35 protein-coding genes are annotated in these 23,150 nt (G+C 23.6%); 23 read left to right on the top strand and 12 right to left on the bottom strand.

Annotated elements, in window-relative coordinates; genetic code table 4:
• Positions 1-242: 242 nt before the first annotated feature.
• From AAHM89_RS05665 to AAHM89_RS05640, 6 genes are all read left to right on the top strand, one after another.
• Positions 243-458, top strand: a complete 216-nt coding sequence (locus tag AAHM89_RS05665) for a hypothetical protein (RefSeq protein ID WP_342267215.1) — start codon at positions 243-245, stop codon at positions 456-458.
• Between the two features lie 322 nt (positions 459-780).
• Positions 781-5,130, top strand: coding sequence for a PolC-type DNA polymerase III (locus AAHM89_RS05660; RefSeq protein WP_342267214.1), 4,350 nt, complete (start codon positions 781-783; stop codon positions 5,128-5,130).
• Positions 5,131-5,162: 32 nt separating this feature from the next.
• Positions 5,163-5,978, top strand: coding sequence for a Pr6Pr family membrane protein (locus tag AAHM89_RS05655; RefSeq protein ID WP_338980534.1), 816 nt, complete (start codon positions 5,163-5,165; stop codon positions 5,976-5,978).
• Between the two features lie 83 nt (positions 5,979-6,061).
• Positions 6,062-6,310 carry a class II fructose-bisphosphate aldolase gene (locus AAHM89_RS05650; RefSeq protein ID WP_342267213.1) on the top strand — a complete coding sequence of 83 codons (249 nt, stop codon included), beginning with the start codon at positions 6,062-6,064 and terminating at the stop codon, positions 6,308-6,310.
• An 87-nt stretch (positions 6,311-6,397) separates the two neighbouring features.
• Complete coding sequence (locus tag AAHM89_RS05645) at positions 6,398-7,375, top strand: IS3 family transposase (RefSeq protein WP_342265776.1); 978 nt, start codon at positions 6,398-6,400, stop codon at positions 7,373-7,375.
• Positions 7,376-7,423: 48 nt separating this feature from the next.
• Complete coding sequence (locus AAHM89_RS05640; protein ID WP_342267212.1) at positions 7,424-7,888, top strand: class II fructose-bisphosphate aldolase; 465 nt, start codon at positions 7,424-7,426, stop codon at positions 7,886-7,888.
• A 169-nt stretch (positions 7,889-8,057) separates the two neighbouring features.
• On the opposite strand, the gene AAHM89_RS05635 is transcribed toward AAHM89_RS05640, so the two are convergent.
• The 12 genes from AAHM89_RS05635 to AAHM89_RS05580 form a co-directional block, all read right to left on the bottom strand.
• Positions 8,058-9,179, bottom strand: a complete 1,122-nt coding sequence (locus AAHM89_RS05635; protein ID WP_342267211.1) for a site-2 protease family protein — start codon at positions 9,177-9,179, stop codon at positions 8,058-8,060.
• A 24-nt stretch (positions 9,180-9,203) separates the two neighbouring features.
• Positions 9,204-10,217, bottom strand: a complete 1,014-nt coding sequence (locus AAHM89_RS05630; RefSeq protein WP_342267210.1) for a phosphatidate cytidylyltransferase — start codon at positions 10,215-10,217, stop codon at positions 9,204-9,206.
• A gap of 34 nt (positions 10,218-10,251) precedes the next feature.
• Positions 10,252-10,761, bottom strand: coding sequence for a ribosome-recycling factor (locus AAHM89_RS05625; protein ID WP_339040026.1), 510 nt, complete (start codon positions 10,759-10,761; stop codon positions 10,252-10,254).
• A gap of 170 nt (positions 10,762-10,931) precedes the next feature.
• On the bottom strand, positions 10,932-11,156 hold the full coding sequence (locus AAHM89_RS05620; protein ID WP_342267209.1) for a hypothetical protein: 225 nt from the start codon (positions 11,154-11,156) through the stop codon (positions 10,932-10,934).
• 39 nt (positions 11,157-11,195) lie between these two features.
• Positions 11,196-11,831, bottom strand: a complete 636-nt coding sequence (locus tag AAHM89_RS05615) for a zonular occludens toxin domain-containing protein (protein ID WP_342267208.1) — start codon at positions 11,829-11,831, stop codon at positions 11,196-11,198.
• A gap of 17 nt (positions 11,832-11,848) precedes the next feature.
• Entirely contained in the window at positions 11,849-12,058 is a 210-nt protein-coding gene (locus AAHM89_RS05610) for a hypothetical protein (protein ID WP_342267207.1), read from the bottom strand.
• Between the two features lie 9 nt (positions 12,059-12,067).
• Positions 12,068-13,120: a hypothetical protein gene (locus tag AAHM89_RS05605; RefSeq protein WP_342267206.1), complete on the bottom strand. Its 1,053-nt coding sequence runs from the start codon at positions 13,118-13,120 to the stop codon at positions 12,068-12,070.
• 2 nt (positions 13,121-13,122) lie between these two features.
• Complete coding sequence (locus tag AAHM89_RS05600) at positions 13,123-13,314, bottom strand: hypothetical protein (protein WP_342267205.1); 192 nt, start codon at positions 13,312-13,314, stop codon at positions 13,123-13,125.
• A 208-nt stretch (positions 13,315-13,522) separates the two neighbouring features.
• On the bottom strand, positions 13,523-13,714 hold the full coding sequence (locus tag AAHM89_RS05595) for a hypothetical protein (protein WP_342267204.1): 192 nt from the start codon (positions 13,712-13,714) through the stop codon (positions 13,523-13,525).
• Positions 13,715-13,740: 26 nt separating this feature from the next.
• Complete coding sequence (locus AAHM89_RS05590; RefSeq protein WP_342267203.1) at positions 13,741-13,890, bottom strand: hypothetical protein; 150 nt, start codon at positions 13,888-13,890, stop codon at positions 13,741-13,743.
• Between the two features lie 12 nt (positions 13,891-13,902).
• A complete protein-coding gene (locus tag AAHM89_RS05585; protein ID WP_338956747.1) occupies positions 13,903-14,163 on the bottom strand; it encodes a hypothetical protein in 261 nt (86 codons plus the stop codon).
• Positions 14,164-14,197: 34 nt separating this feature from the next.
• Entirely contained in the window at positions 14,198-14,347 is a 150-nt protein-coding gene (locus tag AAHM89_RS05580; RefSeq protein WP_342267202.1) for a hypothetical protein, read from the bottom strand.
• A gap of 1,011 nt (positions 14,348-15,358) precedes the next feature.
• Between AAHM89_RS05580 and AAHM89_RS05575 the strand changes: the two genes are divergently transcribed.
• The 17 genes from AAHM89_RS05575 (at position 15,359) to AAHM89_RS05495 (ending at position 23,001) form a co-directional block, all read left to right on the top strand.
• The gene (locus AAHM89_RS05575) at positions 15,359-15,610 is read left to right on the top strand and encodes a hypothetical protein (protein WP_342266495.1); all 252 of its coding nucleotides are present in this window, start codon (positions 15,359-15,361) and stop codon (positions 15,608-15,610) included.
• Positions 15,611-15,612: 2 nt separating this feature from the next.
• Positions 15,613-16,131 carry a hypothetical protein gene (locus AAHM89_RS05570; protein ID WP_342267201.1) on the top strand — a complete coding sequence of 173 codons (519 nt, stop codon included), beginning with the start codon at positions 15,613-15,615 and terminating at the stop codon, positions 16,129-16,131.
• A gap of 134 nt (positions 16,132-16,265) precedes the next feature.
• On the top strand, positions 16,266-16,439 hold the full coding sequence (locus AAHM89_RS05565) for a hypothetical protein (RefSeq protein ID WP_342265831.1): 174 nt from the start codon (positions 16,266-16,268) through the stop codon (positions 16,437-16,439).
• 2 nt (positions 16,440-16,441) lie between these two features.
• The gene (locus AAHM89_RS05560) at positions 16,442-16,900 is read left to right on the top strand and encodes a hypothetical protein (protein WP_342267200.1); all 459 of its coding nucleotides are present in this window, start codon (positions 16,442-16,444) and stop codon (positions 16,898-16,900) included.
• Between the two features lie 2 nt (positions 16,901-16,902).
• Positions 16,903-17,196, top strand: coding sequence for a hypothetical protein (locus AAHM89_RS05555; RefSeq protein ID WP_342265829.1), 294 nt, complete (start codon positions 16,903-16,905; stop codon positions 17,194-17,196).
• Between the two features lie 3 nt (positions 17,197-17,199).
• Positions 17,200-17,361, top strand: a complete 162-nt coding sequence (locus tag AAHM89_RS05550) for a hypothetical protein (RefSeq protein WP_342267199.1) — start codon at positions 17,200-17,202, stop codon at positions 17,359-17,361.
• Positions 17,361-17,597, top strand: a complete 237-nt coding sequence (locus AAHM89_RS05545; RefSeq protein ID WP_174480108.1) for a hypothetical protein — start codon at positions 17,361-17,363, stop codon at positions 17,595-17,597. Before AAHM89_RS05550 ends, AAHM89_RS05545 begins: the two co-directional genes overlap by 1 nt.
• Positions 17,598-17,608: 11 nt before the next feature.
• Positions 17,609-18,433, top strand: a complete 825-nt coding sequence (locus AAHM89_RS05540) for a hypothetical protein (RefSeq protein WP_342267198.1) — start codon at positions 17,609-17,611, stop codon at positions 18,431-18,433.
• Positions 18,434-18,449: 16 nt separating this feature from the next.
• Positions 18,450-18,608 carry a hypothetical protein gene (locus AAHM89_RS05535; protein ID WP_174480221.1) on the top strand — a complete coding sequence of 53 codons (159 nt, stop codon included), beginning with the start codon at positions 18,450-18,452 and terminating at the stop codon, positions 18,606-18,608.
• Between the two features lie 35 nt (positions 18,609-18,643).
• On the top strand, positions 18,644-18,829 hold the full coding sequence (locus AAHM89_RS05530; protein WP_342267197.1) for a hypothetical protein: 186 nt from the start codon (positions 18,644-18,646) through the stop codon (positions 18,827-18,829).
• A gap of 1 nt (position 18,830) precedes the next feature.
• Positions 18,831-19,016 (top strand): hypothetical protein, encoded by a 186-nt coding sequence (locus AAHM89_RS05525; RefSeq protein WP_281748210.1) that lies wholly within the window; start codon positions 18,831-18,833, stop codon positions 19,014-19,016.
• A 17-nt stretch (positions 19,017-19,033) separates the two neighbouring features.
• The gene (locus tag AAHM89_RS05520; RefSeq protein WP_342267196.1) at positions 19,034-19,408 is read left to right on the top strand and encodes a hypothetical protein; all 375 of its coding nucleotides are present in this window, start codon (positions 19,034-19,036) and stop codon (positions 19,406-19,408) included.
• An 18-nt stretch (positions 19,409-19,426) separates the two neighbouring features.
• Positions 19,427-20,611 carry a hypothetical protein gene (locus AAHM89_RS05515; RefSeq protein ID WP_342267195.1) on the top strand — a complete coding sequence of 395 codons (1,185 nt, stop codon included), beginning with the start codon at positions 19,427-19,429 and terminating at the stop codon, positions 20,609-20,611.
• Between the two features lie 14 nt (positions 20,612-20,625).
• The gene (locus AAHM89_RS05510; RefSeq protein ID WP_342267194.1) at positions 20,626-21,027 is read left to right on the top strand and encodes a hypothetical protein; all 402 of its coding nucleotides are present in this window, start codon (positions 20,626-20,628) and stop codon (positions 21,025-21,027) included.
• Positions 21,028-21,131: 104 nt separating this feature from the next.
• Entirely contained in the window at positions 21,132-22,043 is a 912-nt protein-coding gene (locus tag AAHM89_RS05505; protein ID WP_342267193.1) for a hypothetical protein, read from the top strand.
• A gap of 104 nt (positions 22,044-22,147) precedes the next feature.
• Positions 22,148-22,570 (top strand): transposase family protein, encoded by a 423-nt coding sequence (locus AAHM89_RS05500; RefSeq protein ID WP_339045912.1) that lies wholly within the window; start codon positions 22,148-22,150, stop codon positions 22,568-22,570.
• Positions 22,571-22,593: 23 nt separating this feature from the next.
• On the top strand, positions 22,594-23,001 hold the full coding sequence (locus tag AAHM89_RS05495) for a transposase family protein (protein ID WP_339045908.1): 408 nt from the start codon (positions 22,594-22,596) through the stop codon (positions 22,999-23,001).
• Positions 23,002-23,150: the final 149 nt, after the last annotated feature.

Below are 23,150 nucleotides of genomic sequence, written 5' to 3'. Positions count from 1 at the left end.
GTAATTAAGGGCCAACCACCGGTTACCAATTTGAAGACAATTATTGCAACTATTAAGTCCATATCAAGTTTCAACAATTAACACCAACTTAATTCCCTTATTTACAAAAAATAATTTACTGCTTTATGCTTTTTTAAAAAAAAACAAATGAAAGCACTTACAAAAAAAAACAAATACAATCATTTACAACAGAACAAATAAAAAATTTCAGTTATAATAAGTTTTCGCTACTAGAAAAAGGAATGAGAAAAGCATTAAAAACAATTAATAATCAATTAACAATAGAATATGATTTTTATGAATTTAAATTTCAAATTGAATCATTAACTCCAAAACAATTAGAATGATTTACTTCTAATCAAAAGGCAGCATTTACCAAAGAACAAATACAAGTTTTTACAAAAGAACAAAAAAAGCTTTTAATAAACCAACTATACAAACAAGAAATCAACAATTAAATTCAAATTTTAATGTGAATAATATAAATGCTATTTTTGAAACCGAATCATTACCTAAAACAAATAATTCAATAATACCTTCATGATAAAAAGTAATGCCTAAATATTAGGCATTACTTTTTATTGCAATTAAATTATTTTGTTTTTATTTTTTATAACTAAAATTTCATACTTTTTTTATATAAGAATAAGAATAAGAATTTTAATTAAGTTATAATTAAAATATGAAATTTGATTAAACATTAGAATAATGATTTAATATATTTTAATTAAAATATAGTTATTATTGTTAATTATTTAGTATTAAGAGAGGGAAAAATATATGAACCAAGATTTGAAAAAACTTTTCCATGAAATGGATTTTAATGATGTTAATAATGAATTTAATCATGCTACTATTAAAAAAGTACAATATTTTCATCATAATCAACAAGTAATAATTACCATCAACTTACCTAATTTTCTAACAACTACTACTTTAAAAAGTTTTGAACAACATTTTGAAAAATTACCTGTTTCGAATATTAGTGTCGATTTTAATGTTTCCCTTACTGCTGATGAATCAACTGTATTAACATATTTTCATTATATTAAAACTCATAAATTGCAACTATTAGCTGGCATTTATTATTCTTTACCCGACTCAGCAATTAATTATAAAAATAATATTATTACCATTACTATTCATAATAGTATTGAAGAAAAATTAATAACTAATGAATTTTTACAATTTATTAACTACTTTCAACAATATGGTTTTAAAAAAATTCAATTAAAAACTAAAATAAATAAAGCAGAGCAACCATTTATTAGTTATGAAAATGAATCTAAAGCAGAAATTAGCAAAATTACTAACAATTTAAAAACTAAAATTCCTAATAATAATATAAGTAAAAATTTTAATACAACTACTTATCGCAAAAAAGCAAAAGTTAATTTAGAAATAACAGACCCAACTCATAGCATTAAAGATATCATTGGCGATGAACCCAATATTATTATTAGTGGTAAAGTTTTTAAAATTAATAAATTTTTAACTAAAACTCAAAAATGATTTTATTCATTTTGAATTACTGATTATAGTGATGCAATTACTTGCAAAGCATTTATTAATAGCGATCAACCAGATGAGAAATTTGATAATATTAAAGTTGATGATTGAATAAAAATTAATGCTAATAGTCGTTATGATAATTATAGTAAAGAACAAGTACTATGAATTGATGATTTAATTATTGATTTAAATAATAAAAATACTAACAATAATGATGATGTTAAAACTAAAAGAATTGAATTTCATACTCATACTAAAATGAGTGCTATGGATGGTATTACTTCAGCAAGTGATTATATTAATCAAGTAGTTAAATGAGGACACCAAGCAATTGGTTTTACTGATCACTTAAATGTACAAGCATACCCAGATATTGCTAATGCCGCTAAAAAACATCCAAACTTAAAAGTAATGTATGGTGTTGAAATGGATTTAATCCCCAATAATATTAGTATTACTAAAAATAATATTAATACATCATTATTAGATTTAGAATACATTGTTCTTGACTTAGAAACAACTGGTTTATCAACCAATTACCACGAAATTATTGAATTTGGTTATACAATTGTTAAAGACAATATGATTTTAAAACAAGATACAATTTTAATTAAACCAAATAATCCCGTACCTGAACATATTACTGAACTTACTAGTATTACCAATGTTATGTTAAAAGATAAACAAACATTACAACAAATATTGCCAACAATTATTGAAATAATTGGCAATAAAACAATAGTTGCTCATAATGCCAACTTTGACTTTGGTTTTTTACAAGCAGCAATGAAACAATTGGGTTTCATGCCTTTAAATAATCCTGTCATTGATACTTTGCAATTATCTAGAGCAATTCTACCACAACTAAAATATTATCGATTAGGTACTATTTGTCGTACTTATGGCATTAAATATGATGATGAAATTGCCCACCGTGCTGATTATGATGCTAATGTATTAGCACAAGTATTTTTAAAAATGTTACAACAATTAAAAACAGAATTTAATTGTATTAATTTACAAGAAATTAATAACTTAATTAATGAACAAATTAATTTTAAACTTCGTGGTGAACATATTACTATTTTTGCAAAAAATCAATTAGGATTAAAAGATTTATATCAATTAGTTTCACTATCTCATACAAAGTATTTTTATAAAACACCAAAAATCATATCAGAAGCAATTAATGAAAATAGAAAAGAACTATTAATTGGTAGTAGTTGTATAAATGGTGCTGTTTTTGAAACAGCATTAAATAAAAGTGAAGAAGAACTAATTAAAATAATGAAATGATTTGATTTTATTGAAATCCAACCACCTGCTGTTTATAAACACTTAATACAGCTAGGAAATATTAGTAAAGAACAATTACATGATACTATTAAAAAAATTATTAATAATGCTCTTAAATTAAATAAATTAGTAATTGCTACTAGCGATGCCCACTATTTACATCCCCATGAAAAAATGTATCGTGATGTTATTATTAATAGCAAAGCAATTGGCGGTTTGTTACACCCATTATTTGATCGTAAAGGTAAAGTTACATCATATCCCGATCAACATTTAAGAACTACTAATCAAATGTTAACAGAATTTAACTTTTTAGATGACCCTAATTTAATTAATGATATTGTTATTAATAATCCTTTGCAATTAGCAAAACAATTTGAAATGGTTAAACCAATTAAAGTTGGCTTATTTACACCAAGTATTGTTAATGTTGATACTAAATTACGTAATCTTTGTTATGAACAAGCATGAAATCGTTACGGTAATCCATTACCAACATATGTAGAAAAACGTTTAACTCGCGAATTAGATGCAATTATTACTCATGGTTTTGCTGTTGTTTATTGAATTGCACACAAATTAGTAGAAAAATCTTTACAAGATGGTTATCTTGTTGGTAGTCGTGGCTCAGTTGGTTCATCTTTAGTAGCTACTTTTGCTAACATTACTGAGGTTAACCCACTACAACCACACTATTTATGTCCACAATGTAAAACTAGTGAATTTATTAGTAATGGTTCTTATAAGTGTGGTTATGATTTACCAAAAAAAATATGTTCACAATGCAATATTGATTTAATTACTGATGGTCATGATATTCCTTTTGAAACATTCTTAGGATTTGATGGTGATAAAACACCTGATATTGATTTAAACTTTTCTGGTGAATATCAAAATAAAGCTCATGATTTTACTAAAGAAATGTTTGGTGAAGAAAATGTTTTTCGTGCTGGAACAATTTCAACAATTGCCAATAAAACAGCTTATGGTTATGTTAAAGCTTATGCAGAAAAAATTGGTCAATCAGATATGCGTGCAGCAAAACTAGAGTTACTAAGTCAAGGATGTGTTGGTATTAAAAGAACAACTGGTCAACATCCTGGTGGTATTATTGTTGTACCAAAAGAATATAATATTAACGATTTTACACCAATTAATTTTCCAGCTGATGATACTAGTTCTACATGAAAAACTACCCACTTTGATTTTAATGCTATTCATGATAATTTATTAAAATTAGATATTCTAGGTCACGTTGATCCAACAGCATTAAAAATGTTAGAAAATTTAACTGGTATTGATCCAAAAACTATTCCTAATCAAGATGAAAAAGTTTTATCATTATTTTCTAATTTAAGTGCCTTAAATATTACTAGTGATGATTTACTTGGCGAAAAAACAGGAGCAATTGGTATCCCTGAATTTGGTACTGGTTTTGTTCGTAAAATGTTAAGTGATACATTACCTACTTCATTTTCTGAATTAGTACAAATATCTGGTTTATCACATGGTACTGATGTTTGATTAAATAATGCTGATGAATTAATTTCACAACAAGGTTTAAAACTAAAAGATGTAATTGGTTGTCGTGATGATATTATGACTTATTTAGTATATCAAGGCTTACCAGCAAAAATTGCCTTTAACATTATGGAAGATGTCCGTAAAGGAAAAGGCATTAAACAAGAATATGAAAAGTTAATGCAAGAAAAGAAAGTTCCTAATTGATACATTAAATCTTGCAAAAAAATTAAATATATGTTTCCTAAAGCACACGCTACTGCTTATGTATTAATGGCATGAAGAGTAGCTTGATTTAAAGTTTATTATCCGCATGAATATTATGCTACTTATTTTACAACAAGATGTGAAATTTTTGATATTAAAACTATGTTACAAGGCATTGGTGCTATTACTAATAAATTAAAAGATATTAATAACAGATTAAGAAAAAATGATGGTCAAAAAAATACAGTTACTACTAAAGAAAAAGATTTAATCCCATTATTAGAAGTAGCATTAGAAATGAATGCTAGAAATATTAAATTTAGCAATATTAGTTTAGAACATTCTGATGCTAAACTTTTTCAAGTTAAAGTAATAAATGGTGAAAAACAAATTTTACCACCTTTTATTACTTTAGATGGATTGGGTGAAATTGTGGCTAATTCAATTGTTAAAGCAAGGAGTGAACAAGCAATTACTTCAAAAAATGATTTACAACTACGAACTAATATTACTAAAACTAATTATCAACTATTAAATGAGTTAGGAGTATTAGAACATTTAGAAGAAAATACACAATTAATGTTAGAATTATAATACAAAGAAAAAAGAAAAGATGTGGGATTATTATGTATAAATTAAGTAACAAAGCCAACTTTTATATACGTTTATCTGCATTAATAATGATAATTTTATTTTTAATTATTGATTTAATTAGTGCAATATATTATCCAATGGAAAAATTTGAAGATTTAGGATATGGTGAACGAGTAAGTAACTACTATGCTTTTTTTACTACTGAGAGTAATTATATGGTTGTTATTTATTTTTGTGTTTATTTATTTGATTCTTATTTTCGTGGTACTAAACCAAGTTTTCAAACTCGATTAGCAGTAACTGTTTATATTACTATTACGATGTTAGTATTTTGAATAGGTATTTTCACTGCTGAGCAAGATCCAAAACAATACAGTGCTTATAATTGGATTGCAACATTAATTTTACACTTATTAATGCCAATAATTATGATTACTAGCTTTATTGTTACATCAGGTCATCAATATATTAATATGAAACAACAACATAAAATATATTTATGATTAATTGTTATTTATCCAGCAATTTATTGTATTGTTATTCTAATTAGAGGTCATTTACGTTATTTAGATTTTATAGAAACTGGTCATCCACCAAGAGATACATGATATCCATATTTTTTCTTTGATTATTCAAATGGTGAATATGGATGATTAATCGCTGCTAGTGCCGTTGTTTTTGTTTTTGGTTTAGTTTTCAGTTTACAATATTTTTATATTTGAATTAATAACTTAATGTTCAAACGTTATCAAACTTCTGAACATCGTTTATATGATTTTTATCAAAAAATATTACGTCAACTTAATAAAAAAAAGAAAAGCAAAATTAAAAAGAAAAGAAAAAAGTAAAAATTTAAAACATATCTTATATTCCTTACATGATAAATATTATTGATATAATTAAATAAAAAAGAAAAGTTAGGTGATTGTAATTGAAAATTAACTTGAAAACAATGTTAAAACATGCACAAATTAACAAATACGCAATCCCAAGTTTTAACTTTGATAATTTAGAAATGTTAATTGCAATTACTAATGCAGCCGAAAAACAAAAAGCACCAATATGTTTAATGATAACACCTAACACTATTAATTGTATTGATTTAAAATATGTACTTGCTATTACTAACAATGTTATTAATCGTGCAAAAGGCCACTTGCCACTTAGCCCTTTTTACTAGACCATTAATTTAAAAAACCTGAATGTATTCTAAAAACAATTGTGTTATATAATTAACACTAATTTTAACCTGAAAGGATTTTTATTAATGGATAAAATTAAACAAATAGCATTAGTAATTAACAAATTAAATATCAAAGAAAAAATTAAAATTATTGATGATTGTAAAAATCAATATTCAATTAGAAACCTATGTCAATATCTTCAATTAAACAGATCAACATATTACTTTTTAAAAAATAAACAAAAACCTATTAAAAAAGAAGAAAATCATATTATTAAATGCAATCATAAATATCAAAAAATATGCCAACTTTTAATCGAATTTCATTCTACAAGAAAAGGCAGAATTTATGGATATTTAAGAATTTTTTCAGCTTTTAAAGAGTGATTAAAACAAGAAAAAAATATCATTTTAAATATAGAATTATCAATAAAACAAATGCGAAAAATTATGAAAGAACACAATATTCAAGGATTAAAACAAACTAAAAATAACTATCCTAAAAACAAAAAAAATCCAAATAAGTGAATACCTACAATGGATAAAGTAAACAAAGATTATAAAAGTACAACCTCTTCAAATCAAATTTGATCAATGGACACTAAACAAATAAATACTAAAGAAGGATGATTATATCTTTTTGTAATTATTGATTTTTATTCAAATAATGTTGTTAGTTATAATATTGCTCCTAATAAATCATATCAGGATTTAATTCTTCCTGCTCTTGAAAAAATCAACAAACAATTTTCTTGAAATCAAGTAAAAAATGTTATTTTACATTCAGATAACGCCAACGAATTTTATTGTCAGGATATCACAAAATGAGCAGAGGATAAACAAATAATTTTAAGCAAAAAACAACCTTATGATATTGGTGGTAATGTATTATCTGAAAACTGATTTTCTCATTTATCTCAAGAATGACTACCTAAAGGATCAAATCAATATTTATCCATCAATGAAGCTATAAATGATGTAAATCAATATGTTATGTTTTATAATTATGAAAGAATACATTCTAAATTTCTAAAACCACCAATTTTACAAATTAAAATTTAGAATTTTATATCAAAAATGGTCCAGTAATTAAGGGCCAACCACCCTCCTTTGGGTATTGTTGTTGAATCAGAGATTTTTTACAATAATACAAAAGGAGATATTACTAATGATATTAATTTAATTGAACAAGCAATATTATTTAGAAATAAAACTAATATTAATGGTCTTGTATTTACTGCTATCAATAGTCATCATCAAGATAATAGACAAGATTTAAAAATTTCTCTAATTAAAGAAATTGCTATTAAAATGTCTGAAATTTTTTTAGTATTACATGATAATGTTACTATTAATAATGAACAATTAACTCTAGCAATTAAAGCTGGTATTACTAAAGTTAATATTAGCAATGATTTAAGAAAGATTTATGTTGAAAGTCTAAAAAAAAGTTTGCAAACTAACTCTAATTTATCAAATATTAATACCTTAATAGAAAATGCAATGATAGCTATTCAGAAATTTGTTGAAGAAAAAATAATTCTCTTAGGAGCAAATAATCGATATAAATTTTAGTTTTTATACTTATAGATTTTATTTCAAAATAAAAAGTGAACAATATTGTTCACTTAAAATAGTTACTATTTTATTTTTTTAAAATATAAATAATTAAGAAAATTACTCAAAACTTTTTCATTCAAATTTATTATCCTATTTATAATAGGATTTTATTATAAAGTAAAGATTAAAAAAATATATCTTTAATAGTAATAGCAATAAAGATAACTAAAAATAATATAGCTCCAGCAATACTGACAATAATTTTATATTTTTCATTTAATTTTTTTCTTGTTACCGCTTCAACTGCATTTTCAACAAATTTATAACCATCCAATGGCGGAATTGGTAACATATTTAATAAAAATAAATTAGATGATAATAATGCTGCTCAACGAAAATATGTACTTGCTGCTTGTGTTGATGATAAATCAGGATTTAAAAAACTATTAGTTGATTTAACAATACCAACAGGTCCTGATAAATTTTGTCAATGAAAAGTAACTAATTGTCCTAATGCTTGTAAAAGACTGTAACTATCTTTAAAAGTATCAATGATACCATTACTAATAACTTGCCCTACATTTAAATAATAACTACCTTGACTAACACCAATGAATAATACTCCTTTTTGTTCTACAGGTTTAAAAGTAACAGTTTTATCATCTTTATTATCAAAAGTAATTTCATAATCAGCAATAACTGTACCATTAGTAGTCTTTTTATTATATTTACTTAATCATGTTTGTAAATCATAATATGATTTAATTGATTGTTTAGATTCAATATCACCAGTATTATAAATACTAGTAATAGCATCAGTATCTAAAATTGGTAAACTTGGATTATCTTTATTATATTTTTGAACAGCTTTATATAATGGTCCTGTTGTTGCATAGGTTGGTGGCAAGTTAGGATCATATTTATGTGGATAAATTCCATATCCAATCATTAATAAAATAAAAGCTAATAATAAATTCATTAGTGCACCTGCACTAATGAAAGCTGCTTTTTTACCACGTTGCAAGTTTTCCATCATTCGTTTACTATCAATTACTTCATCTTCTCGCCCTTTAGGAGCATCAGCAATTTCTGAAGCAATAGAAACATAACCACCCAATGGTAATAGTCTTAAAGTATAACGTGTTTCTTTTTTACCTCACTGCAAAAGTTTTGGTCCCATACCAATAGCAAATTCATATACATATGCTCCTGATAATTTAGCAATTACAAAATGAGCAAATTCATGCAAGGTAATTAAAAATAATATTGTAAATAAACCAATTAAAATGGCTAAAAATATATACATAACTTCATCCTTAAATTTTATATATTAAGCAATAGCTGCTAGAGTAATTAGAAAACCAAAAATAACTACTGTTGAAAATGAATCTAAACGATCTAATAATCCTCCATGTCCAGGTAGAATATTTGAAAAATCCTTAACATGATAATTACGTTTCAAATAAGAAAATAATAAATCACCCATTTGACTAGCAATTGAAAGAATAAAACTAGTAGCAAAATAAGCAATATAGATTGGTGCTTTACTATTAACTTCTAAAAAAGGTAAGGGATTATAATTACTTGTTTCTAAAAAAACAGTTACTGTTATCATACTTAAAATAATTGCTGTTATTAAACCAGTAATAGCACCTTCTCAAGTTTTATTTGGTGATACACTTGGTGCCATTTTTGTTTTACCATAAATTATACCACCAATAAAAGCACCAACATCATTAGACATAACAATAATGAATAAAAACAATAATGTTGGTCATCCTAGTTTTGAAAGTTTAATTTCTGATAACATTAAAAAATTAACAGCTTTAACAACAAACACTAAATAAATAATTCAAGTAAAAATAAAAATAACATCACTTAATTGAAAATTTTTACTTCGTCAAGCAATTAAAATAAAAATACAAATGAAAAGTAATAAAATTAATAAAGTCATTCAAGTTTCAAATCAATAATGATTATAAATATATGGACCAAAAGTTTCTTTACCAAGCGGAACTCATAAAAGTATGACTCCTGTTAAAATTATAGAAATTTTAAGTACAATTGATCAATTTGATTCTTTTTTTAAATTAATAATTTCTCATAAACAACCAATAAAAATTAAAGTATTAATTATCATAAATGTATACGCTGATCACTGTGGTTTATTACCAAAAATTGGTTCTAAATAAACTGCCCCAATAAACATTCATAATACACCACAAGCAATTAACATAAAGCTTGTAAGAATACGATTTCGATAGGTTCTAAAAAAATTACTAAGTTTTGCAAAAAAAGAAACTTTAGATTTTATATTTTCTTTATTTATTATCTTTTTTTTCACAATATTTAACCCCTAACTATTTATTGCTTTATTGCTAAATTTTCATTAAATCGGCTTTTTTATTGTTTTCTATTAATACAAGTTCTTTAATTTTACTATCAGTTAAATCTTGAATTGTAGTTTCTGCATGCTTTTCTTGATCTTCTGGTAATTTTATTTTTTTCAGATTTTGAACAGCATCACGTCGACAATTACGGATTTTAACTTTATATTCTTCAGTTTTTTTACTCAAATCTTTAACTAAAGTTTTACGAACGTCTTCTGTTAATTGTGGGAAAATTAAACGTATATTCTCTGCTTCGCTTTTAATTTGTAATTTCAAATCAGCTTTTGTAACAGCTTCTGTAATGTCTTTAATTAAACTACGATCATATGGTTTAATTAATAATTGATGTGCTTCTGCTACTTTAACTTGGGCAATATTACTTAAACTATCAACACCACCATAACATCTAACATTAATTCCTTCTAAGATATTAGGATTAGCTCTTCCGGTGCGAATTTTGTTAATTTCATTTTTATAACGTAAAATTATTTCATTCATCAGATTTGTGGCTTCTAAAATAATAACTTCCATATTTGTTTTCCTCCTAGTTAATAATTTTAAGTTGTTTTTAAATCAAACTATAAAAATTATATAATAATTTTTATTAAAACCAATGGAAAACTATTTAAAAAAAATAAAAAACATCATTAATTAATGATGTTTTTTTATTAATATCTTTGGATTTTATTTTCATCATTGTTTAAATCAACTAATATAAAAATACCACCAATAATACCTAATGCAGCACCAAAGATAATTCCTAATATTGCTAAAGCAATTTTTTGATCAGTAGTCGCTTCACCTTTACTTACTTTTTTGTATAAAATAAAACTGGGTATTGTTCATAACAAGTTATAGGGACTTCGTCCCTCGCCACTACGTGGCTCACCCAAATTATAGTCCCAGTAGGTTCACTGGGACTATAATCATTTTTATTTATCTTTATTTTTAGGTTTATCTTTCTTCTTAAAAATATTATCCAATTTATCCAAACCAGCAGATTTAATATCACTATAAGTCATATCAATACTACTTGCTTCTTTAAGGTATTTCTTAGGTGATAATTCACTTTTAAGTTCATGCACATAATGTAAAGCCCTAGAATTATACCTTTTCAACCAATGTCTAGGAAAAAATAAAGTCATAGCCATTGCTTCACCGCTATAACTCGGAGGCATTATACCTTTTTTAATCATTTTCTTTGTTCTACGAGATGAAAACACTACTTTATTATAATCCTCAATATTAGTATATAAATTAAGATTAAATATAACAACAAAGCCCAAAAAACGCATACGTTTAACTTGCACAACATACTCTACTTTTTCTCTTGCTTGTACTGGTATTCTATTAGGGTGTTGCTCAATCAAATACATCGTACCATTAAACATATGACCTATTAACTTACAAAATTGCCCTAAACTTTCTTGTTGATTTTTAAACTGTACTCCTAAATCATTAGAATTTATTTTTAATGCTAATTCATCTAAAATTATTAAATCTTGTTCCTCAAAAGCATAATTACTTGCTAACTGATTAAAAGTAAAAACATCGTTATAATTAACCAAATAAGAATAACCATTTTTTAATTTAATAGGGAAAGGACTCTAACTACTCGTTTCTTATGAGTTTGTGCTAAACAACAAGCAAGGGCAGATTTACCAGTTCTTGGAGGTGCTGAAATAATATAACTACCAACTCGTTTTAAAATTTTAACATTACGAATAGTTATAAGAATTGGATAAACAATTATAATCAAACCTATAACTAATAACACATAACCATATCAAGGCATAATAAACTCCTAACCTATAATTAAACTAATTGTTCTAACAAATAATCATAAAGGTATAATATTTTCTATTCCACTAACAATATCAACATTTAAAGCAGTACTAATCGTATCTGAAAAAATATGTCGTAATAAACTATCTGTTGTAAAAAGAAATTGTCTTAATGGTTCAACTGGTAAAACTTTACCAACAACACCATAAAGTACTCATCTAAAAGCATTACGTAAATGTCCAAAGACATCATATCAACTTGGTCTTTCATATTCGGGATTAAAAGGACTATTTGGTGGCACTGGCGTTATATTTTCACTTGAAAAAATATTAACTTGACCAAGATTTAACTGTGGTGACATATAAGAATATGAATCACCGTGAACGTCAAAAAATACTGTTAAATGTTTTAAATTTGGTACACAAATAGGCAAAGTAACAAAATTATATAAATCTTGTTGATAAATATCATTATCCACTTTACCTTTAAAAACATACTTTGTATTACCAACATAATCTAAAAAACTAAAAGTAAAATTAGCAGTAAAAGTTTTAAAACGTTCATATTCAAAATAAAACATAAATCATTGAATATAAAAACTCAAAGGTTTATCAATTTCAAAATTTAACTGTGTTTGAAAATTTATAACTCTCCTATCGTTATTAACAAAATTCAAATGATTAGTATTCTTTTCTGAAACATAATTATGATTAAACATAATACGTGAAAATTCATCCAATTGTTTTCTATTAAAAGTATAAACGCCAGACCCCATATTTATCTGTTGTTTTGGAACACCAACTGTATCATTATAATAAGAACATATATAAGTACCCTGATTACCAATATATTCACCACTAACTATTTTTAAATCCGGTTGGTCAATGTCAAAATAAGCAGAATTTCATGGTATTGTTGCTCAATCATCAAAATTATGATACTTAACATGTTTAACCATTTCTTTTGTAATATCATAATTAACAACATTAGGGTCATTTGAAGCAATTAAACTAGTGGGTGCTTGAACAGAAGTATTTACAACAAAAAATAATTTAACAAATTTAAATCACATAATTATTTACCAAACAAACATCTTAAAACTCATCATAAACCATAAAATATAATAAATCCAATAAAAAACTGTGTACCATAAACTGCTAAATTTCATAAAATAGTAGTAAATTGGTCAACTGGATTTCCTATAAACATAGTTCAATAATCAACTATACATTGATGTATTTTATTGTAAATATCTCAAACACTCATACTTAACACCTATCCAAATAATGACCTAAAAATAAATTTAATACTACGATAAATAAAATTAAAAATACACCCAATACCAACCAAAAAGTCAAATTAAACAAAATATAAACTTCATCAGTAATATTAGTTTGATTTAAAAATATACTAATATCATTACTAGAAAATATAAAAATTAAATGCAATATACTATTCACAAAATCACTCATAATTAATTACCAACTCCTCAACCACTAGATGTTCCAGTAAATTTATTACCACCAGCAGCACCTTTAAACTTACCTTGTTTTTTATTTTTTTCTTTTAATTTATCAATACGTTTACTATGAACCTTAGCAATTTTTTTACCAACAAATTTTGAACCACCTTTAATATTTTTATAACTTTGTTTTACAGTCCCCAATGTAGAAACTGGTTGAATATCAATATTTAAAAAACTGACATAGCAAACTTTATTAAAAGAATAAAAACAACAAAAGTTCCCAAATTAAAACCTAAATCTGCCATTGGCAAATTTCAAAATTTCATAAAAATTTGTCCAAATAGTTCTAAAACTTTTGAAATAAAAGCAACACCCATAATAAACTACTCCTATATTATTTTTAATAATTTTAAAATTAATGAAAAAGTAAAAAGCACTAAAATAATTGCTAACAATGGTGCTGGCATTGAAACTATTTGTTGTGAACTATCACCAAAAATAAAACTTTTAATAACCAAAGATAAATTATGTAAACCAGAAAAATCAGTAATATAACTTTGCAAAATATTTTGAACAATATTATTTAAAGAAGGTAAAAGTTTACCTAATAAAGGAAAAACAAAAATTATTGCAAAAAATAATTTAATCATAACCATTACCTCCTAAAAATAAATTTAATTTTTTCTATCTAAATCCACGAATAATATGTCCTATGAATTCTTTAATAAATACTAAGACCATCATAAATATTGGAATTAATACCGGTCAATTTGTCATAATTGAGTCACCAGCAAATACTCAATTAAATACATAACCAAAAGATTCTAAGGACATATTCCGTAATTAAATTTAATTAATTGTCAATAAAATTGTTTTAAAACTATTTAGTGTTATTGAATATAGAAATAAATATTTTTTGAAAAAATAGTTTAAAAAATGAGTTTACATTTTAAACAAAAAATTGTTAATAATATTTTTATATTAACTCGATAAAAATTTAAATTTTAAAAAAATATTTTTAATATTTTTTTTTATTTGGGCGGTTGTCAAAGTTACGAAATAATTTATTATCATATTAGTAACTTATTTCCAAAAATGAATTATTTGAAAAATAATGAAAATTAGATAAAATTACTCTCTTTAACCCTTAAATTTAAATTTATATTCGACGTATTTTAAAAAATATACATTTAAAAAAAATAAAAATTATTCTCAAAGTTATTAAGGAAAAAGACAAGAAATAATCTTGTCTTTTTTTTGTAATTGTAAAATTTTAAAATTTTTAATAATCGTCTTTAACGCTATTATCAACACGTGTTAGGGAACTAAAAAAGTGAACTACAACACAGTTGTTAAAAATAGTAGCTAGAACATGTGGACTTGCATGTATAAATAAAAAGTGGAGTGATACCTAATAAAATATACTAACCATTTAATGGTAATTCTTGGGGTGGGAGCGAATTGGAAACTAGTATATATATACCTGTTGTAGGGACCTATTGTATTAATTCTATTCTTTATTTAACCAACCTTGCCACTACCAAGTGAGCAAGTGTTGGTTTTATTTTTTATTTTTTTTGAAAAATTTTTTGGGCGAGAAAATAAATTTCAAACTTGTAAAAAAAATTGAGCGGTGCCGGTTCAATTAAAATATTAATTTGTTTAACACAAATTAAATAAATATTGAATCGAATGCCTCGATTTCTTTTTAAAATTTCACAATTTATTTTTGAGCCCAGAATTACTAGAATGAATAAAACGAATAGTAGTATTATTAATAACCTAAAAATCAAAATATATGTTCTTTATGCTAGAAGCAACAGAACATATTAGGAAAGGATTATTATGGTAATAGAAATTCTTGATTATGAAGCACTAAGAAAGATTGATAAAAAAATTAAAAAAAGAAGAAAAAGATGTGTTGAATGTAATGAATTATATGAAGATGACAAAATCCAAATGCTTTATCGCTTTAAAACAGAATTAGAAGCAGAACAACATGATATTAGAAAATTTGAAGATGATTATGATATTGATGAACATTTGGATTATACAAAACCATTTGGATATGTTTGTGATTGATGTAGAAGTGATTAATTATGCAAATAGAATTTAAAAAAGAACAAATTGTAAAAGATAGACCACAATCTATTCTTATTGATTATGGTGAATATAAATTACAATGTCCAAAATGAATGGTTAAAAATAATAGTTTTATTGCTGATGATAAATATACATATTGAGTTTTTAATTTAGAAAATATTAAAAGAGAATTAAGTGGTAATGAATTAATAAAATTATTAGAGCCATATATTAAAGACCAAAAAATAACTGTTAATAAACCAACTGCTCCAAAAGAATATTATCTTAATGATATAAAACTTGAACCATTAACATTTTATGAACAGCATAATAGTTGATTTATGGGTGAAATAACTGATAACAAAACTAAAATTACTAATCCTTGTTTTAAATATAACATTACGTGAGAAGAAAACAGAAAAGGTTTTAAAATAAATAATCCATATAACCATAATGATTTACCAATTAATTATATAATTACTTCTTTTAAGGAAATTTCAACTCATAATGAAAAAGTATTTTTGTTGAACGTGTAAACAAAATAAATTAGATTATTTATTCTTTAATACTAATGATATAAAAACAAGAAAATATTTTTTAAGAGATAAAAATGGTAAAGCGATTTGTTATGACTGCATTTTAAATATTAGGTTAAATAGGAGGTATAAATATGGATAAAGAAAAATTATTTTCTTATAAAGACCAAGAAATTATTCATGAATATAAAGAAAAATTAATTAAATATTTAAAAAATAAAATTGAAAATGATGAATATAGAAGTGCAAGTAATGATGCAATATATTATTCATTAATTAAAAAAATCAATAATCGAGAATTTGATTAATAATGCAATATGACTTAATTATTGGGATTGATCCTGTTGGAATTGGTAATAATGGAATTGTTATATATTCACATGAAACTAATAATATTGTTTTTAATGAAACATTTAATACATTAACTGTTTTATGAACTAAAAATATGTATAAAGAAAAATTTCAATTAATTAAAGAAAAATTTATTGATAAAAAAATATTAGTTATTGTAGAAAATTTCTTTTTAAGTTCAAAACAATTATTAACTAATCCATTAGCAACTCCTAAAATTATTGGAGCATTAATGGTATTAGTACAAGATGTTTTTAACTGAGATTATTTCGCAAGTTATCCTAAAAATAAAATAATAAATTATAAAGGAAATATAAAATTAACAAAACATGAACAAGATGCTTATAAGCATATTCAATATTATTTAAAAAATCATAAAAAAATATTAATTTTCGATAATTATTTAAGGAAATTATAAAAATGAAAGATAAAGCAAATTATGTCAAATTAACAGTAAAACTAAGTAACACTATTGAAGCAAAATATTACGAAAAAGGTAATAAAGAATTATATTATAGTGTTCGAGGTCAATGAAATGGTTTAAACTATGTTACTTTAATTTTTAACAACCCAAAACTTTATAAACGATGTATTTTATTAAACAAAAATGATGAAATTATAGTAACTGGTGAAATCTTTAATAATTGAAATATGAATATAAATCGTGCATTTTGTTCAATCAATGTTAAATGATTTAAAAAATGAAAAGAGTAAAAAATGATATTATGAAAAATTTTATTAATATTACCAATATTAATAACAAGTATAACACTAATAATATTCTTAATATTTATTATTAAAGAATTAAAAAAAGAATATAAAGTATTAAGAATATTAAGTGAAATTGCTAATCAAATTAAAAATAAGGAGAATAATTAATGATAATATTACCTACTTTGTTTGAAAATAAAGATGAAATTGAAATATTATCACCATTTCCAAAAGCAATTCATACAAGTAATGATATTAGAGCAATTATTTTAAGACAATACCCAAATGTTAAATCAAAACACATAATTGTTTCTGACCCCGAAAGTAATGTTGCATTAATAGTTGGTGATAATGATGTTTATCAAGGTTGAATTAAAGTAACAATTAAAAAATTAGAAAATTAAACGAGATTAAAATGCCAAATATAGAAAATCAATCAAATTATACTTTAACTAAATTAATTAGAACTGGTATAAGTCCTATTTGTGCAATGATTGGTACAAGTGCTTATTATGGTCAAGTAATTGCTAATCCAATATTAGGTTCAATTAATAGTTTATTATTTGGTAAAAAATTAGGTTTAGATATTTGAAATTTAAATCAAAGACCAAATACTAAAACTAAATTAATTAATAGTTCTAAAAAAATAGCATTAGGATTAGGAACAATTGGTTTAGCAAATTATAGTAAATGAACAGAAAATAATATTAATCCTATTATTCCAATAACACCAATTCCAATAACTACTACAACCACAACAGAAGGTCCGCCATGATTACTATTAAATAAACAAGAACATCAGTCATTAATGGATTGAGATACTTATATTTCATTAAATACTTATGGTATTTCAAATCTTATTAGTGGATTAACTGAGTTAATACCTAATAAATTTGAAGCAATAAGAAAAATTTGTAATATGGCAACTGGTGGATGTTTAATTTCAAGTGGTGTTGCAATGGGTATTAATAATGATTTTAATAATGCTTATGCAGTACCTACTATTATTGCTGGTGCAAGTGAAATAATCCATAATTTACTACCTATGGAAACTACAAATCATATTCAAGAAATGCAAAAAACATCATTTAATGATGAAACTGCAAGATTAGTAAATGATAATAGATTCACAATTAATAGTGAAACAACTAGTCAATACGGTAGTGATAATATGAGCAAAGTAGCATTAAATCACGATAATGCTTCATTAAATTGAGATTATAATCACATGAGTTTATAAAGGAGGTGAGTAATTTATGAATAAAGAAAAATTAATTGAATATTATAATCACGAAATAAAAACACATAAAGAAAGGATGGAACAATTAAATAAAGAAATTTCTTTATTAGTAACTATTATAAGTAATTCACAATCAATGATTGAAAGAATTAATGGTGGGCAATTTGATGAATAATTAAAAAAATTAAAAATTGAAAGGAAAATATTCAAATGAAAGAATTTTTACATGAATTAATAATTATTGGAACAAGTGTTGGAACATTAATTTGCAGAGAAATTATTGTTTTATTAAAAAGATTTATCACAACTCCAAAACATGTTAGAGCAAATAAAAAAATTAAAACATCAAAAAAAATAGCAAAATTAAACGAAAAAATTAATAAAGGAGAAAAATAATATGACAAAAATTGAATTTAATGAAAAATATAGAAAACAAGATATCAGTATTGATAGAGATTTTGATTTACATATTGATAATTGTTTTAAATTTTCTGATATTGATACATTAGAAAACGCAGTTAATGATTATAAAAAATTAATAAGTGAAATGCCACAATTAGTTAAAGATTGATTATTGGGATAAGATTAGGAGAATGTTAAATGTTAGAAAATGAAAATAATGTTCAACAAACAACTGAACCTTTAAATGAAAATAATGCTCAACAAGAAATAGAAAATAAAGTTAATGAAGTAGAAAATAAGTTAAATAAACTTAATCAAGAAATTAAAGAAAAAGAAATGATTAATATATTTAAAAAATATCAAGTTAAAACTGAATTTTATGATTATTTAAAATTTAAAACAAATAATATAGAAAATTCAAAAATTGAAGAAACTATTAAAAAAATGATTAAAGAACAACCAATATTTAAACAAACAATTAATACAGGTGGCAATAAACAAATAATTATTAATAATAAAACAAATGATAAAGAAAATTTTTTAATTAATTATAAAAAGAAAAATTATTTATAAACGAAAGGAAGAAATAAAATGTCAGTACCATTTAATCAAAATTTAGACAATACAGAGAGATTAGTAGAAGCACCAGAATTTATAGAGTTTTTTAAAATTTCAAATAGTCCATGGGCAAACTTTTTTCCTACTGAAATTGTTGACTCAGTAAATATTGAATTTATTGTTAAAAAACCAAAAAAACCGGAAGTAAAAATTATTGCTTGGGATGATAAAAGTAAAAGATATGAATTACCATATGTTGATACAGATAAAATTAGTAAAAAAATAACTAAAAAATATCTTGCAGGAGAAATTATTGCAGATGTAGATTTAAAAGCAAATAATGGACAAAATTTATTAGATAGTATGCAATATGAAGTTGCAAATGATTTAGCAGATAAATTAGCAATTGATGATACACAAGCAATTGCAAAATTTGCTACTAAAATCGATATTGAAGATACAACACCAGTAGGCTATTTAAAATCAATGTTATCTGCTTGAAATACTTTGTTTCAATTTAGAAACATTGCAAATAGTAAATTTTTTATTACTAATGGTCTTTATGATAGTTTAGTTTATTTAGCAGATAATAAAGGTTTAATTACCGATAATCAGTTGGCACAACAATTACGTTTAAATGGAAATAATTTATATGTAAAAGGCGTATTATGTGAAATCGTTCTTGATGACTATATGATTTTTACTAATGATAAAAATGAACAACAATTAATGACCTTTGTTTTAGCAACACCAAGAGCGATGAAAAGATATATGATAGAAAATACAGTTATTTATGTAGATTTTATTAAAGATGATAAAGCAGGAAGAGCATATAAAGTTGCTGGTGAAGTTGTTGGAGAAGCAATCCCATATATTTCTAATAATGAAACAACTTCACGTTGAATGTTATGTGGAGTTATTAAAACAGAAAAAACTGATTTAAAAAATAAAATTACAAGTTTAACAACTGATATTACTGCAAATGTTAATAACAATAATAGTGAATTAAATACACAAATAAAAAGTACTAATGAACTTAAATCATTAAATCCAAATTTAACAAATCCAACTATTAAATATTTTAGTGATGCACAAAGTAAAACTAATATAAATAATCAAAAACAAAAAGCAGGTGACTTATATATAACTATTACTGCAAATGTTAATGATTTAAATTATAAAGGAACAACAAATCCAATTAAAATAACTCTTAAATAAAGGAAATTAATACCATGCCAATCGGTACAACTAGTACAGCAATACTATTAAATATAAATAAACCAAAACATACTAGAATAAGTAAACAACAAGAAAATAAAAGTTTTTGATGAGAAATTTTAGAAATGATTGGTGTACAAGTAATAGCAGTAGCACTTGCTCCTTTTACTGGTGGGTTAAGTGAAAGTATAGCACTTGGATTAGGTGTAAGTGATTTAGTTGCTAGTATTAGTGCTTTTGGTGTAGAATTTTTAACTGATTTTACTATTAATCAAGTTTATGATTATTTAAAAGGAAATGTAACAAAGTTAAATACTTTCTTTAATATACTTCCTGCATTTGCTGGACTTAATAAAATTAGTCGTGGTTATCGTACAACTAAATTTATTAAACTAGCAGAAAAACTAAAACATTAGAACAAGTTGGAATTAAAGAAGTAAAAAATTTACAAGAAATTATTAATCAAGTAAGTAGAAAAGAAATTTTAACAGATAAAATTATTGGTAATAAACGTTATTTAATGAATTATAGTTTTACTCCTAATCGTGAAACAGTATTACGAGATTTAGGTTATGTTGTTAAAAGACAATATAAGAATAATTTTCAAAAACTAGAAACAGAAAAATTAATGGAACACTTATTATTACAAAATACATTAATAAAATTAAGTCCACAATTAACTCCAAAATTTAAAATTAAAGATATTGAAAAAGCAAATAACTTTTTAAAAAAATTTAATACTGATTTAAAAAAAGTATTATCTATGAATCAGCATGATTGATTAAATTTAGTTCATACAATACATACAGAAAATAGATATGGAAAAACTTTAATTTTAGATTTACAAAAAATTCGTGCTAATGCTATTAAATTTAATTTTAAAAATAATGTTATTCATCAAATTGTTTTAAAAGCAAATCAAACTTTTAAATATTTTGATATTAGATTTTATTTAAAAAAAGGTTTAAATAAATTTTGAAAAGATACATCATATTTTGAAAAAATACGAGAAAGTATATATAAATTACAAGAAAAATTTGAAAAGTTAGAAAAACAAGCATTTGAAAAAATTAATAAATTAAAACAAAAAGCAACTGATTTATTTACTAGTGCAGAAAAAAGAGCAATTAAACATGCACAATTAATTCCATTAAATTCACCAGTATTTATGGGTTGTAAAATTCAACCTTTATCATTAGATAAATGTGCAATTACTATTTATCATCGCAATCCTAAATATAAACCAATTACAGTTGTTGATAGTATTCTTAAAGCAAAAACTTTTGTTACTCAAATACATCCATTTCATTGATATCGTTGATATAGTGGTTGATACATTGGTTATGGAGTAAATCATAATAAATGATTAAAAGCAATAGCATTTGCTCCGCCAGTTGTTCAAGAAGTAATTAAAGATAGTTTTAAAGTATAGACATATTCCGTAATTAAATTTTTTAAAAGTCAATTAATTAATAATTTTAAAATTTATTTTATAATTTTGTTATTAACAATAAATTTAGAAAAGTGTTGATAAAAATGATTTTTGAAAATTTAAAAAAATTAAAAAATGAAGAATTTTACAGATATTTTGGTATAAAACGTTTTCATTTTAATGAAATGTTAGAAAAATTAATTGAAATAGAAAAATTAGAAAAAAATAAAGGTCGAAAAAATAAACTTTCAGTAGAAGAAAGATTAATGATGACTTTATTATACTGAAAAGAATATTATACTTTTTTTCAAATGAGTATTAAATCTAAAATGAGCCCATCAAGTTGTTTTCGAAATATTACTTGAGTAGAAAATAAACTTAGTAACCACAAAGATTACCAATTTTTAAAAGAAAGATATAAATTAAAAATTGATAAAAAACAAGAAAATTCAAATGAATTTCAATTTTATTTAATTGATTCAACTGAGATTGAAATTGAAAGACCAACTAAAAAAAACTACAGTTAGAATATTTTTCTGGTAAAAGTTGAATGTATTCTATAAAATTTCAAATTGTATATGATTTTTTTAATAAAAAAATTGTTGATATTTTTGCTGATAATGGTAAAGTGCATGATTTTCAAATATTAAAAAATTCAAATCTTGAATTTTCAGAAAAAACAATAATTATTGGTGATTTAGGATATCAAGGTATACAAAATATTTATAAAAATACAATAATACCAATTAAAAGAACTAAAAATAAAAAATTAACTAAACAAGAAAGAAAATACAATAAGATTGTATCTAAAATTAGAATTAAAGTTGAACATGTCTTTGCTTGATTGAAAAGATTCAAAATTTTAGTAAATAAATGTAGAAAATCTAAATTTAGACTTATGTACTTAAGATTTAACTTACTTTGTGAAATTTTTAATAAAATAAAACCATTAAAATAAAAAAAATATTAAAAATATTTTTTTAAAATTTAAATTTTTATCGAGTTAATATAAAAATATTATTAACAATTTTTTGTTTAAAATGTAAACTCATTTTTTAAACTATTTTTTCAAAAAATATTTATTTCTATATTCAATAACACTAAATA

The sequence above is a fragment of the Spiroplasma endosymbiont of Villa modesta genome (genome assembly GCF_964030925.1).
Classification (GTDB): Bacteria; Bacillota_I; Bacilli_A; order Mycoplasmatales; family VBWQ01; genus Spiroplasma_E.
Note: the sequence above shows the minus strand (reverse complement) of the source record. Positions and strands in the feature narration are given on the sequence as shown.